This is a genomic window from Pseudomonas sp. BB438 (assembly GCF_057180225.1).
The window spans coordinates 5,470,456-5,485,220 of sequence record NZ_CM170001.1; the positions used below are offsets into that span (position 1 = coordinate 5,470,456).

The 14,765-nt window shown below is 66.0% G+C and carries 10 protein-coding genes; all 10 read left to right on the forward strand.

What is annotated here, in order from left to right; translation table 11 throughout:
• Positions 1 to 56: 56 nt before the first annotated feature.
• Positions 57 to 1,151, forward strand: a complete 1,095-nt coding sequence (locus tag AC1ZV1_RS25255) for a DUF1513 domain-containing protein (RefSeq protein ID WP_484294149.1) — start codon at positions 57 to 59, stop codon at positions 1,149 to 1,151.
• A 768-nt stretch (positions 1,152 to 1,919) separates the two neighbouring features.
• Positions 1,920 to 3,008 (forward strand): methyl-accepting chemotaxis protein, encoded by a 1,089-nt coding sequence (locus AC1ZV1_RS25260; protein WP_484297638.1) that lies wholly within the window; start codon positions 1,920 to 1,922, stop codon positions 3,006 to 3,008.
• A 289-nt stretch (positions 3,009 to 3,297) separates the two neighbouring features.
• The gene (locus AC1ZV1_RS25265) at positions 3,298 to 4,440 is read left to right on the forward strand and encodes an efflux RND transporter periplasmic adaptor subunit (protein ID WP_484294150.1); all 1,143 of its coding nucleotides are present in this window, start codon (positions 3,298 to 3,300) and stop codon (positions 4,438 to 4,440) included.
• Between the two features lie 137 nt (positions 4,441 to 4,577).
• Positions 4,578 to 7,634 (forward strand): multidrug efflux RND transporter permease subunit, encoded by a 3,057-nt coding sequence (locus tag AC1ZV1_RS25270; protein WP_484294151.1) that lies wholly within the window; start codon positions 4,578 to 4,580, stop codon positions 7,632 to 7,634.
• A 334-nt stretch (positions 7,635 to 7,968) separates the two neighbouring features.
• A complete protein-coding gene (locus AC1ZV1_RS25275) occupies positions 7,969 to 8,445 on the forward strand; it encodes a GspH/FimT family pseudopilin (protein WP_484294152.1) in 477 nt (158 codons plus the stop codon).
• The gene (gene pilV / locus AC1ZV1_RS25280; protein ID WP_484294153.1) at positions 8,442 to 8,978 is read left to right on the forward strand and encodes a type IV pilus modification protein PilV; all 537 of its coding nucleotides are present in this window, start codon (positions 8,442 to 8,444) and stop codon (positions 8,976 to 8,978) included. The genes AC1ZV1_RS25275 and pilV overlap by 4 nt, the downstream gene beginning before the upstream one ends.
• Positions 8,979 to 8,986: 8 nt before the next feature.
• On the forward strand, positions 8,987 to 9,757 hold the full coding sequence (locus tag AC1ZV1_RS25285) for a PilW family protein (protein WP_484294154.1): 771 nt from the start codon (positions 8,987 to 8,989) through the stop codon (positions 9,755 to 9,757).
• On the forward strand, positions 9,754 to 10,332 hold the full coding sequence (locus AC1ZV1_RS25290; RefSeq protein WP_484294155.1) for a pilus assembly PilX family protein: 579 nt from the start codon (positions 9,754 to 9,756) through the stop codon (positions 10,330 to 10,332). The genes AC1ZV1_RS25285 and AC1ZV1_RS25290 overlap by 4 nt, the downstream gene beginning before the upstream one ends.
• 10 nt (positions 10,333 to 10,342) lie before the next feature.
• On the forward strand, positions 10,343 to 14,311 hold the full coding sequence (locus tag AC1ZV1_RS25295; protein WP_484294156.1) for a pilus assembly protein: 3,969 nt from the start codon (positions 10,343 to 10,345) through the stop codon (positions 14,309 to 14,311).
• Positions 14,308 to 14,745 (forward strand): type IV pilin protein, encoded by a 438-nt coding sequence (locus tag AC1ZV1_RS25300; protein WP_484294157.1) that lies wholly within the window; start codon positions 14,308 to 14,310, stop codon positions 14,743 to 14,745. Before AC1ZV1_RS25295 ends, AC1ZV1_RS25300 begins: the two co-directional genes overlap by 4 nt.
• Positions 14,746 to 14,765 lie beyond the last annotated feature (20 nt).

A 14,765-nucleotide genomic window follows, 5' to 3' on the forward strand; every position in this document is an offset into this window, starting at 1 on the left:
GCCTGGCTCTAGCTCGCAAGATCGACGGGAAGCAAGAAGTGAAAGAGGTGAACGCCATGTTGCGACGTCACGTGATCGGCCTGGGCAGCCTGCTGCTCGGCGCCCTGACCTTCGGCGGCTGGACGCTGTCACGCAAGGGCAAGGAGCCCCTGGTGCTGTCTGCCCGTGACGACGCGGATGGCAAGCACTACGCCGTGGGCTATCGGCTGGACGGCAGTTGCGCCTTCGCCACCGAGGTCGGCCTGCGCTGCCACGACGTGGTACAGCACCCCAGCCTGCCGCTGGCGCTGTTCGTCGCCCGCCGCCCGGGCCGGCAGAGCTACCTGATCGACCTGAACGACGGCCGCCTGCTGCAGACCCTCGACTCGCAGGCCGACCGCCATTTCTACGGCCACGGCGTGTGGCACAAGGACGGCGAGTGGCTCTACGCCACCGAGAACGACACCACCGATCCGGGCCGCGGCCTGCTCGGCGTGTACCGCTTCGACGGTGAGCGCCTGAGCCACACCGGCGAGGTCTCCACTCACGGCCTCGGCCCGCACCAGGTGTCCTGGATGCCCGATGGCGAAACCCTGGTGGTGGCCAACGGTGGCATTCGCACCGAAGCCGAAAGCCGCGTGGAGATGAACCTCGACGCCATGGAACCGAGCCTGGTGCTGATGCAGCGCGACGGCACGTTGCTCTCCAAGGAAACCCTGCCGCAACAGATGAACAGCGTGCGCCACCTGGCCATCGCTGCAGACGGCACGATCGTCGCGGGCCAGCAGTACATGGGCGATTCCCACGACCGTGCCGACCTGCTCGCCATCAAACGTCCCGGCGAAGCCTTCCAGGCCTTCCCGCTGGCCGACGAGCAACGCCTGGCGATGACCCAGTACACCGCCAGCGTCGCCGTGCACAACGACCTGCGCCTGGTCGCCCTGACCGCCCCGCGCGGCAACCGCTTCTTCATCTGGGACCTGGATACCGGTGCCGTGCGCCTGGACGCCCCCCTGCCCGACTGCGCCGGTGTCGGCGCGGTGAAGGACGGCTTTGTCGTCACCTCCGGCCAGGGCCGCTGCCGCGTCTACGACTGCCGCAACGAGCGCATCACCGGCACGCCCCTGGAGCTGCCCCCGGCCTTCTGGGACAACCACCTGCACCTGGCCTGAGGCATTTGCCGGTTGCACACCGGTTTCCCTTGCAGGAGCGGGTCATGCCTGCGACCGCGCGCATGATCCGCTCCTGGCAGCCTGTTCCATCGTTCACCCGCCCCTCCAGAACGCCCGTACCAGAGCAGTTGCTCACGGCTACCACTCGTCTGCTCGGGCTCACGAACGCACCCACGAAGCCGATGCAAAGGCTGACCGATTCCCACCCTGCGTCTTAGAGGCGTAAACACGATGTCCCCCAACACTTCCTTGCGTACCCAGATCCTTTCGCTGCTGGGCGGCAGCCTGCTGCTCGTGCTGCTGATCGCCCTGGCCTGCTTCCATTTCCTCTCCGACAGCGTCAGCGCCTACCAGCGCCTGCTGGACGGCCCGCTGCGCTCCTCACAACTGGTCGACCAGGCCAACCTGGCCTTCAAGGTTCAGGTGCAGGAATGGAAGAACGTCCTCCTGCGTGGCCAGCAACCGGCCGAGCTGAACAAGTACTGGGGCCAGTTCGAGGACCAGGAACGTGCCGTGCAGGAGGTGCTCGGCCGCCTGGAACAGAACGCCAGCGACGACCCGCAGCTCAAGTCCCAGGTCACCCGCCTGCGCGACGAACACCGCCAGCTCGGCCAGGCCTACCGCAAGGGCCGCGACGCCTACCTGGCCGCCGGCAGCGACCCGCGTGCCGGTGACGCCGCGGTGAAAGGCATCGACCGCGCCGCCAGCGAGCAGATGGCCGCGCTGGTGGACAGCCTGCACCGCGACGCCCAGGAAGAAGCCCAGAACATTTCCGCCAGCGCCAACAGCACCGCCATCAGCGGCAGCCTGATCCTGCTGATCTCCGGCCTCTTCCTGGGACTGCTCAGCCTGTGGCTGGTCAACCGCAATCTGATCGGCCCGATCGCCCGCCTGATCGAGCACATCGCCCAGCTCAGCGAAGGCAACTTCGGCGAGCGCGTGGATGCGACCCGCCGTGACGAACTGGGCCGCCTGGCCCGCGCCGCCAACACCCTGCGCGACTTCCTGGCCGAGACCTTCACCCGTCTCAAGCACAGCACCACCGAACTGGACACCGCCAGCGGCGAATTGAATGCCATTGCCACCCTGATGGCCGAAGGCACCCGCGAGCAGTTCTCGCGCACCGACCAGGTGGCCACGGCGATGCACGAGATGTCCGCCACCGCCCAGGAAGTCGCCCGCCACGCCTCTGACGCTGCACGCGCCGCCGACGACGCCGACCAGCACGCGCAAGAGGGCGGCGAGGTGATGAAGACCACCATCGTCACCATCACCGAGATGAGCAACGAGATCGCCAACACCGCCGAGGTCATCCGCCGCCTGGAAAGCGACAGCGGGCGCATCGGCAAGGTGCTCGAAGTGATCCGTGGCATCGCCGACCAGACCAACCTGCTGGCCCTCAACGCCGCCATCGAGGCCGCCCGTGCCGGTGAAGCCGGCCGTGGTTTCGCCGTGGTCGCCGACGAAGTCCGCACCCTGGCGCAGCGCACCGCCGAGTCCACCGCCGAGATCCACCAGATCATCGACACCGTGCAGACCGGTTCGGTCAACGCCCTGCGCGCGATCGAGAGCGGCCAGACCCGCAGCGAACAGGGCGTGGAGCGCGTCACCCAGGCCGGCGAAGTGCTGCGCAGCATCACCCATGCCGTGGAGGCGATCCGCGACATGAACCGGCAGATCGCCACCGCCGCCGAGGAACAGACCTCGGTCGCCGAGGACATCTCGCGCAACCTCACCGAGATCACCGCCATCGGCGCCACCAACGAGGAAAACGTGGTCCGCACCCAGGGCGCCAGCCGCCACCTGCACGGCCTCTCCGGCGAGCTCGCCGACGTCACCCGCAAGCTCAGCGCCTGACCCGCGTCGGCCACACGGATGTGGCTCTCTTCACTGCCCCTCTGCCGCCCCCATTCAGCGCACATTTTCCGCAAACAACCTTACTTTTCGTGCGAAACCTCTTGTAATCGCAGCCCTTTGACTATCCATCGTTTCAGGCATAAGGTGCGCAATTCCGCCCCGCAATGGGGCGTCCCCCGTATCGGCTTCAACGCCTGATCGATATCTGCGCGAACGGAAGGCCGCCCGGCAATTCATGGGCGAGCGATCGCGCCCGATTGCTGCCAGGCACGTACCAAGGAACAGGAAGATGTTGCGCCGCATGCTGATCATGCTGGGCGTAGTTGCCGTCATCGTTGCGGTGCTCGCCGGCTCGAAATACCTCTCCATCAAGAAACAGATCGCCATGTTCTCGGCACCGCGTCCGCCGGTGAGTGTGAACGCAACACAGGCCGAGGAGCGTGACTGGCAGAGCCGCCTGCAGGCCATCGGGACCCTGCGCGCCATCCAGGGCGTGACCCTGACTGCCGAGGTGTCCGGGACCGTCAGCGCGGTGCAGTTCGTCTCCGGCGACAAGGTCAAGGTCGGCCAGCCGGTGGTGCAGCTCGAATCCGACGTCGAACAGGCCACCCTGCGTACCGCCGAGGCGGACCTCGGGCTGGCCCAGGTGGAGTACGAGCGCGGCAAGAGCCTGGTGGGCCGCCAGGCCATCTCCAAGAGCGAGTACGACCGTCTCGCCGCCCAGTTGAACCGCTCCACCGCCACCGTCGCCCAGTTGCGCGCCGCGCTGGCGAAAAAACGCATCCTCGCGCCCTTCTCCGGCACCATCGGCATCCGCCAGGTGGATGTTGGCGATTACGTATCCCCCGGCACCGAGATCGTCACCCTGCAGGACCTCTCGACCCTGCAGGTGGATTTCTTCCTGCCCGAGCAGGATTTCCCGCTGCTCAAGCGCGGGCAGAAAGTCGTGGTGCGCGTGGCGGCCTATCCGGGCCAGACCTTCGACGCGCAGATCGATGCCATCAGCCCCCGCGTGGACAACCAGACGCGCAACCTGCTGGTCCGCGCCAGCATGGCCAACCCCGACGGCAGGCTGCTGCCGGGCATGTTCGCCAACCTGGAAGTGCAACTGCCGGACAGCGCGCCGCGCATCGTGGTCCCCGAGACCGCCGTGGCCTTCACCCTGTATGGCAACTCGGTGTACGTCGTGGTGCCGCAAAAGAAGAAGGCTGACGACAAGGACGCCGACGTGGCCAGCACCAGTCAGACCAAGGTCACGGAGGCTTCGCAGCAGAAGCTCGAAGTCGAACGCCGCTTCGTGAAGACCGGCGAACGCCGCGAAGGCAGCGTAGTGATCCTCGAGGGCCTGAAGGCCGGCGAAGAAGTGGTGACCTCCGGCCAGCTCAAGCTGGACAACGGCACCGCCGTGGCCATCGTCAAGGACCCGCAGTAATCGCATAGCAGTGCCCTCGCCCCCGGCGAGGGCAACCAGAGACAACCGCTCTGCCCGGATTTCGCGAGCATCTCGCCATACCGCTCCAACGCCGCATGGCCGACGCGCAGCAGATCCAACCAGGAAGGATTGAGAGCATGTTTACCGATCCATTCATCCGCCGCCCCGTGCTGGCGACCGTGGTCAGCCTGCTGATCGTCCTGCTCGGCATGCAGGCCTTCAGCAAGCTGGTGATCCGCGAATATCCGCAGATGGAAAACGCGCTGATCACCGTCACCACCTTCTATGCCGGCGCCAACGCCGAAACCATCCAGGGCTACATCACCCAGCCGCTGCAGCAGAGCCTCGCCAGCGCCGAAGGCATCGACTACATGACCTCGGTGAGCCGGCAGAACTACTCGGTGATCTCGATCTACGCGCACATCGGCGCCAACTCCGATCGCCTGGTCACCGAGCTGCTGTCGAAGATCGGCGAGGTGAAGACCCAGCTGCCGCCCGACGCGGAAGACCCGGTGCTGGACAAGGAAGCGGCCGACGCCTCGGCGCTGATGTACATCAGCTTCTTCAGCGAGCAGATGAACAACCCGCAGATCACCGACTATCTGTCGCGGGTGATCCAGCCCAAGCTCGCCACCCTGCCGGGTATCGCCGAAGCGGAGATCCTTGGCAACCAGGTCTTCGCCATGCGCCTGTGGCTCGACCCGGTGAAGATGGCCGCCTACGGCGTCACTGCCGGCGACGTGGCCAGCGCGGTGCGCGAGTACAACTTCCTCTCCGCCGCCGGTGAGGTGAAGGGCGAGCTGGTGGTCACCTCGGTGAACGCCTCCACCGACCTGAAGTCCCCGGAAGCCTTCGCCGCCATCCCGCTGAAGACAGCGGGCGACCGCCGCGTCCTGATGGGCGACGTGGCGCGCATCGAACTGGGCGCGGCGAGCTACGACGCGGTCAGCTCGTTCAACGGTATCCCGTCGGTGTACATCGGCATCAAGGGCACGCCCAGTTCCAACCCGCTGGACGTAATCAAGGAAGTCCGCGCCAAGATGCCGGAGCTGGAAGAACAGCTGCCGCCGGGGCTGAAGGTGTCCATCGCCTACGACGCCACACGCTTCATCCAGGCCTCCATCGACGAAGTGGTGAAGACCCTGGGCGAGGCGATCCTGATCGTCATCGTGGTGGTGTTCCTGTTCCTCGGCGCGTTCCGTTCGGTGATCATCCCGGTGGTGACCATCCCGCTGTCGATGATCGGCGTGCTGTTCTTCATGCAGATGATGGGCTACTCGATCAACCTGCTGACGCTGCTGGCGATGGTGCTCGCCATCGGCCTGGTGGTGGACGACGCCATCGTGGTGGTGGAGAACATCCATCGCCACATCGAGGAGGGCAAGTCGCCGTTCCAGGGCGCCATCGAGGGCGCACGGGAAATCGCCGTGCCGGTGGTGACCATGACCATCACCCTGGCGGCGGTGTACGCCCCCATCGGCTTCCTCAGCGGCCTCACCGGCGCGCTGTTCAAGGAGTTCGCCTTCACCCTGGCCGGCGCGGTGATCATTTCCGGCATCGTCGCCCTGACCCTGTCGCCGATGATGTGCTCGCGCCTGCTGCGCCATGACGAGAACCCCAGCGGCCTGGCCCATCGCCTGGACCTGATCTTCGAAGGCCTGAAGGTGCGCTACCAGCGCGCCCTGCACGGCACGCTGAACAGTCGGCCGGTAGTGATCGTCTTCGCCCTGCTGGTGCTGGCGATCATCCCGCTGCTGATGATGTTCACCCACAAGGAACTGGCGCCGGAGGAAGACCAGGGGATCGTCTTCATCATGGCCAACGCGCCGCAGACCGCGAACCTGGACTACCTGTCGAAGTACACCGCGGAGTTCGAGGGCATCTTCCGTAAATTCCCCGAGTACTATTCGGCGTTCCAGATCAACGGCTACAACGGCGTGCAGACCGGCATCGGCGGCATGCTGCTCAAGCCCTGGGACGAGCGCCAGCGCAGCCAGATGGAACTGCTGCACGCGGTGCAGGGCGAGCTGGACAAGATTCCCGGCCTGCAGATCTTCGGCTTCAACCTGCCGTCACTGCCGGGCACCGGCGAGGGCCTGCCGTTCCAGTTCGTGATCAATACCGCCAGCGACTACCAGTCGCTGCTGCAGGTCGCCGAGCGAGTGAAGAAGCGTGCCGAGGAATCAGGCAAGTTCGCCTTCCTCGACCTCGACCTGGCCTTCGACAAGCCCGAACTGGTGGTCGACATCGACCGCGCCAAGGCGGCGCAGATGGGTGTCAGCATGCAGGACCTGGGCGTATCCCTCGGCGCGCTGCTGGGCGAAGGCGAGATCAATCGCTTCACCATCGACGGGCGCAGCTACAAGGTGATCGCCCAGGTCGAGCGCGCCTACCGCGACAACCCGGGCTGGCTGAACAACTACTACGTGAAGAGCCAGAGCGGCCAGCTGATCTCGCTGTCCACCCTGGTGACCTTCCACGAGCGCGCGCGCCCGCGCCAGCTCAACCAGTTCCAGCAGCTGAACTCGGCGATCATTTCCGGCGTGCCGATGGTCAGCATGGGCGAAGCCATCGACACCGTGCGCGGCATCGCCGAACAGGAATCGCCGCGCGGCTTCTCCTTCGACTACGCCGGCGCCTCGCGGCAGTTCGTGCAGGAAGGCAGCGCGCTGATGATCACCTTCGCCCTGGCGCTGGCGGTGATCTTCCTGGTGCTGGCGGCGCAGTTCGAGAGCTTCCGCGATCCGCTGGTGATCATGGTGACCGTGCCGCTGTCGATCTGCGGCGCGCTGATTCCGCTGTTCCTCGGCCTGTCGAGCCTGAACATCTATACGCAGGTGGGGCTGGTGACGCTGATCGGGCTGATCAGCAAGCACGGCATCCTCATCGTCGAGTTCGCCAACCAGCTGCGCCATGAGCGCGGGCTGTCGGTGCGCGACGCGGTGGAAGAAGCTGCCGCGATTCGCCTGCGCCCGGTGCTGATGACCACCGCGGCCATGGTGCTCGGCGTGATCCCGCTGCTGCTCGCCACCGGTGCCGGCGCGGTGAGCCGCTTCGACATCGGCGTGGTGATCGCCACCGGCATGAGCGTGGGCACGCTGTTCACCCTGTTCGTGCTGCCCTGCGTGTACACGCTCCTGGCCAGGCCGGACAAGAAGCCCGCCGAAGCTGGCGCGCCTGCCACCGCGCACTGAACGGAAAAGCCCCGCATCAGCGGGGTTTTTTTCTGCCTGGGAGTGCTGGAACCCCTTCCCCTCTGTTGCGGCGAGCTTGCTCGCGAACTGCCTGATGCCCATTCGTCAGGCAAACCCGTGTTCGCGAGCAAGCTCGCTCCTACAAAAGCAGCCGTTGCCGAACGCCCTTGCCGGGGAGCACCTGTCGTCACCTGACAGACCATTCATACGCGCATTTCGACCGCCTACTCCTTTATCTCAGCCTTGATACACAGCCTCTAAATTCCCCATACACGCATCGCGTATCCCTGCGCGCCATTCGCCGGGAATCTCCGGCTCAACGTCGGGGCCCGCCATGCCGGCACATACTCCCAGTCCAGGCTTCACCCTGGTCGAACTGATGGTCACCCTGGCCGTCCTGGCCATCCTCTCGACCCTGGCCGCGCCGATGTTTGGCGACCTCATCCAGCGCAACAAGGTCGACGCCGTCAGCGGCGAGCTGACCCACCTGCTGCAGTACGCCCGCAGCGAGGCCATCACCCGCGCCAGCGCCGTGACGGTCAGCCCCAGCGATGGCAACTGGGTCGGCGCGCTGAACGTCGCCACCAGCAGCGAGACCCTGCGCAAGTACGGCAGCGAAGGCATCACGGGTGGCAGTGCGGTCACCGCGACCGGCAGCGCCACCAGCCTCACCTTCCGCGCCGCCGGCATGCTCAATGGCGCCGCACAGACCATCCGCCTGTGCCCTGTCAGTGGCACCAGCAATGGGCGCCTGCTGAGCATCTCCGCCAGCGGGCAGATCACCAGCACCACCACGGCGTGCTCCTCATGAAACGCAATCATCGCGGCTTCAGCCTGCTGGAAGTGCTGATCAGCCTGCTGCTGGTCAGCGTTGGCGCCCTGGGCATGGCGGCGCTGCAGGGCAAGAGCCTGCGCTACACCCAGGACGCCGTGCAGCGCAACGAGGCGATCATGCTCGCCCAGCAACTGCTCGAACAGATGCGCAGCAACCCCAAGGATGCCCTGAGCGCCACCCACGAGTTCAGCAGCAGTTCGGCCTACTACAAGGTCGCCGGCACTGCGTTCAGCAGCACCTCGCGCAGTGATTGCGCCACCCGAGCACGCGGCGATGGTGGCAGCGACGTGGCCAAGGCCGACCTCGCCTGCTGGCTGCAAGTGGTGCAGGCGACGCTGCCGGTGACCAGCTCGATCCTCAGCGCCAACTTCACCATCTGTCCCAGTCAGGCCGACGGCGCGTGCAGCAACAACGCCAGTTCTGCCGTGCTGATCCAGCTGGCCTGGAGCGATCCCAGCGGCCAGTGCGACAACAACCTGTGCATCTACCGCCTGCGCGGCGAACTCTGAGGTCCGGCATGTCCGCAAGCACATTCCCCACGCAGGGCCGCCCTGCACGCCAGGCAGGCCTGTCACTGGTCGAGCTGATGGTCGCCCTGGCCATCGGCAGCCTGCTGATCCTTGGCGCCACGGACCTGTACATCAAGAACAAGGCGCACTTCCAGTTCCAGCAGGGGCAACTGGGCAATCAGGAAAACGCGCGCTTTACGCTCCTGCTGCTGGACCAGCAACTGGCCCGTACCGGCTACCGCTACCTGCCCCAGGACAGCCTGCAAGTCGCCTTCCCGGCACTGGCCAGCAGCAACGGCTGCCCGGCGTTCACGGCCGGCCAGACCTACCAGGCCAGCAGTGACGGCAAGGGCATCTGCCTGCGCTACCAGGGCGCCAGCGACAGCACCACCGAAGTCGCCGGCTCCAACGGCAACCAGTACGACTGCCTGGGCGCGTTCGTCCCGCGCGGCGCGCGCGTCCTCACCCGCATCAGCTATGTCGCCGGCAGCACGCCGGCGGACGGCACCCTGACCTGCACGGCCCAGGGCGCCAGCGAGCAGGCGCTGATCAAGGGAGTCTCGGGGTTTGTCCTGTTCGCCCTGCCCGGCAGCAGCGATGACAGCCAGGCGGTCAGCTACGCCGCGCTGCTCGCCACCGGCGCGTCGACCCGCGGCGGCATGAGCAGCGACATCGCCAGCCGCTGGAAAACCCTCAGCGGCGCCACCCTCAGTGAAAACACCGCCTACGTCTACCAGATCGCCCAAGGCAGCGTGACGCTGCGGAACCTGATGCCATGAGCCCACGACACAGCCGCCGCGCGCAACGCGGCGCCACCCTGATCATCGCCCTGGTGATGCTGCTGCTCGGCACCCTGATCGCCCTGAGCAGCATGCGCGGCACCACCACCGAGACACGCCTCATCGGCAACCTCAGCGAGCAGCAGCATTCGCGTGCTGCCGCCGAATCGGCGCTGCGCGAGGGTGAGCGCCGACTGGCCGCGCAGACCAGCCTGGACCAGGGTTCGGCGAACTGCGCCACCAGCATCGGGCAGCACGCCAACCTGTGCATCCTGGCCAGCGACACGTATTCCTCCAACGGCAAGGCCAGCGCCGACTGGTGGAGCAGCGACGCCACCTCCATCAGTTACCTGGGCATGGACGGCAGCTCCACCTTCAACCCGCTGCCGCGCTGGAACACCGCCTACATCGCCTTCGACCCGGCTGACTCCAACGGCAACGTGCAGATCACCGACCCCGACGAGCGCTCCCAGGGGCGCGGGCCTCACTACTACCGGGTGAGCGCTGCCGCCCGGGCCGACGGGCAGCGTCTGATGAGCGTGCTGCAGACCGTCACCATCCGCCGTTACTACTGAGGAGCCCGACGTGAGCCGACGTCCTGCCCAGCCCTTCCTGCTGTTCCTGTTCGGCGGCCTGTTGCTGGCCACTGCGCTGCCCACCGATGCCGCGACACTGACCCTGAGCCAGCAGCCGCTGTTCCTCACCGAGGGCGTGGCGCCGAACATCATGGTGACCATCGACAACTCCAACAGCATGCGCTGGAGCTTCGCTCCCGATGGCATGAACCCCACCACCGGCGCCACCTACAACGGCTACAGCGCCGATCAGGTGCGCACCAGCCGACGGGCCAAGTCGTCCACCTTCAACCCGCTGTACTACAACCCCAACGTCACCTATCAGGCCCCGTACAACGTCCTCTACAGCAACGCCGTCACCACCTACACGCCGCTGACCACCAGCTTCACCGCGGCCTATGTGAACGGCTTCAAGAGCGCCAAGGGCAGCCTCGACCTGAGCACGGCGTACAAGGTCTCCTGGGAGTACGACACCGCGCGGGCGACCACTGACAGCACCTACTGGACCTACACCGGCTACACGTCCTACAGCAGTCCGGACAAGGTCTATTACCTGGCGGCGAACCCCTCCTCGGATTTCAGTTCGAGTAGCAGCACCTCCAGCTCCAGCAGCTCCACCAGCGTCAGCGGCTCGACCACCTCCACCGGCAAGTCGGCGTCACTGACCGGCGGCGGCACCTACACGGTCACCGCCAAGACCAGCAGTACCTGCACCGCGACCATCACCAACCCGAAATCCAGCACCGGCGCGACCACCACCAACAGCGACGGCAGCACCTCCAGCACCACCACCGCCGTCAGCTACTCGAGCCCCAGTTGCGTCTACACCAGCAGCAACAAGACCTACACGGTGACCTCCACCGCGACCACCACCCTGACCACCACCACTACCTACCCGGACCGCACCAAGGCGGCAGTGCCGGCGTACTACTACGTCTACAACACCGCGCTCAGCGGCTGCAGCAGCAACGTCAACGACGACAACTGCTACAAGCTGGTGACGGTGTCCTCCACCTCCGGCGTCAACGGCAGCGACGAACGGCAGAACTTCGCCAACTGGTACAGCTTCTACCGCAACCGCGAACTGGCGACCCAGTCTGGCGCCAACCTCGCCTTCGTCTCGCTGCCGGAGAACGCCCGCCTGAGTTGGCAGGCCCTGGGTACCAGCGATACCTGCATCACCAGCAGTGCCTACCAGACGAGCTACAACTGCCGCGGCCTGAGCAACACCAGCACCAGCTACTACGACAACCGCCTCGGCACCTTCTCCGGCGCGCACCGGGCCAAGTTCTTCGAATGGCTGGGGGACATCTACTTCAACCAGGGCACCCCGCTGCTGGACGCCGTCGACCGCGTCGGCTCGCTGCTCAGCGTCACCGGCAAGTACAGTCCCTACGCCTACTCCATCGGCAGCAGCGAAACCCCGTTGTACAGCTGCCGGGCGAGCTACAGCATCACCCTCACCGACGGCATCTGGAACACCGCCGGCAGCCACGGCGACTGGGACAGCACCGGCCGCACCCTGCCCGACGGCCAGACCTACAGTGCACGCGCTCCATACAAGGACAGCGCCTCCAACACCCTCGCCGACCTGGCGTTCAAGTACTGGGCCACCGACGCCCAGCCGAACATCGCCAACAACGTCAGCCCCTACATCGCCGAGAGCAACAGCAACGCCACCATCCAGTACTGGAACCCGAAGAACGATCCGGCGACCTGGCAGCACATGGTCAGCTACTTCGTCGGCCTGGGCCTGACCACCAGCCTGACCAATCCCGCCTGGGGCGGCGACACCTACTCCGGCGACTACAGCAAGCTCGCCGCCGGCACCCTGAGCTGGCCGGCTGCCTCCTCGGGCAGCGCCAACAACGTCTACGACCTGTGGCACGCGGCGATCGACTCCCGTGGCGAATTCTTCAGCGTCGACTCGCCCGATGACCTGGTCTCGGCCCTGCAGAACGTGGTCAACCGCATCTCCCAACGCGAAGACTCCGGCGCCGCGCCGGCACTGGTCAGCTCACCGCTGCTCAATTCCGACAGCAGCACCGCCGACAGCGAGCTGTACAGCTACACCCCGAAGTTCGCCAGCACCGACTGGAGCGGCGACCTGATCAAGTACCTGCAGAACACCGCCAACGGCAGCCAGACTTCTGTGTGGAGCGCCCAGGACGTGATGGACAGCACCTACGGCAGCGGCAACAGCGCCTGGTCCACGCGCACCGTGAAGATGGCCGGCAGCACCGCCGGCACACTCAAGGACTTCACCTGGAGCAACCTCAGCAGCGCCCAGCAGACCACCCTCAACAAGACCCTCGCCAGCGTCACCGACAGCAATGGCGAGAAGCGCGTGGCCTACCTGCGTGGCGACCGCAGCAACGAAGGCACCCTGTTCCGCACCCGCAGCACCGTACTGGGCGACATCATCGATTCCTCGCCCGTACTGGTCGGCCCGCCCAGCCGCCTGGCCTCGCTGATGAACGCCACCATCAGCAGCACCGATACCTCCTACACCACCTTCAAGAGCACCTGGAGCGCACGCCCCACGCGGCTCTATGTCGGCGCCAACGACGGCATGCTGCATGCCTTCGATGCGGACGGTAAGGAGGTCTTCGCCTACATGCCCAGCGCGGTGATCAGCAACCTCTACAAGCTGACCGACAGCGACTACACCAGCGCCACCCACCAGTACTACGTGGACGGCTCGCCGGTCACTGCCGACGTCTACTACGACAACGCCTGGCACACCGTGCTGGTCGGCACCCTGCGGGGCGGCGGCCGCGCGCTGTTCGCCCTGGACATCACCGACCCGGCCAACATCAAGCTGCTCTGGGAGAAGAGCTACAGCGACAGCGACTACAGCGAACTGGGCTTCACCTACTCGCGGCCGACCATCAGCCTGCTGCACAACGGCACCTGGGCGGTGATCCTGGGCAACGGCTACAACGGCGCCAACGACAAGGCCGTGCTCTACCTGATGAACGTCAAGGACGGCAGCCTGATCAAGGCCCTCACCGCCAGCGACGGCAAGACCACCGCCAATGGCCTGGCCACTCCGCGCGCCGCCGACATCAATGGCGACCTGATCACCGACTACATCTACGCCGGCGATCTGCATGGCAACCTCTGGCGCTTCGACCTGACCAGCTCAGGCAGCCTGACCTCCAGCACCACCGCCAGCAGCTTCCGCGTCGGTTTCGGTGGCTCGCCGCTGTACAGCGCGACCACCACCGCCGGCCAGGCACAGCCGATTACCAGCGCGCCATACCTGGTCAAGCACAGCTCCGGTACCGGCTACCTGGTGATCTTCGGCACCGGCAAGTACATCGAGTCCGACGATGCCGATCCCAACACCACGCAGGTCATGGGGCTCTACGGCATCTGGGACCGGCAGACTGCCGGCGAGGCGGCCACCACCACACCGACGCTCAGCCGCAGCAAGCTGCAGCAGCAGACCATTACGCAAAGCGACGTCACCACATCCTTCGACAACAGCGGCACGGCGGTGACCCAGACGGTCCGCACCGTCAGCGACAACGCCGTGACCTGGTACGACAGCAGCGGGAACGTGTCGACGTACGGCTGGTACCTGGACCTGCCAGCCACCGGTGAAATGGTCGTCAACAACCCCTACGCCACCTCCGGCGTGCTGCTCGCCAGCACCCTGACGCCCAACGAAGACCCCTGCGCCGACGGCGTCACCACCTGGCTGATGGCGCTCGATCCCTACAGCGGCGGGGCGACCGAGTTCGCCACGCTGGACCTGAACAACGACGGCGTGGTCGACGACAAGGACCTCTACAACGGCGGTGTCGTCTCCGCGGTACAGATGTCCGGCCTCAAGGGCGGCTTCACCGTCGGCAGCACCAGCGCCAGCAGCAGCAACATCAACGCCTGCGGCAGCGATGGCTGCGTGAGCGTGGCAACCAGCGGTTCCAGTTCCGGACGGCAGAACTGGCTGAACATCAAGGAACAGGAATGAACAGGCAGTACCGACAAGAAGGCTTCACCCTGCTGGAAGTCATGATCGTGACGGTGATCGTGGCGATCCTCGCCACCATCGCCTACCCCGGCTACCAGGAGTACGTACTGCGCGGCAAACGTGCCGAAGGCCAGGCCCTGCTCAACCAGGCGGCCTCGCAGGAGGAGCGCTGGTACGCGCTCAATTCGGCGTCCGGCTACATCACCGACCAGGCTTCGGTAGCAAAACTGAACCTGACCGGCACCAGCGGCAGCACCGTGACCTCGTCCACCGGACTCTACACCCTGACCGTCGGCGGAGGCAGCAGTGACGGCGGCTACACGCTGACGGCCAACCCGACCTTCACCGACAGCAAGTGTACCCGCCTCACCCTGACGGCCCAGGGGGTGAAGGGCAGTAGCGGGACCGGCAGCGTGAGTGATTGCTGGCGCTGAGGCGCGACAGGTCTCCTGAT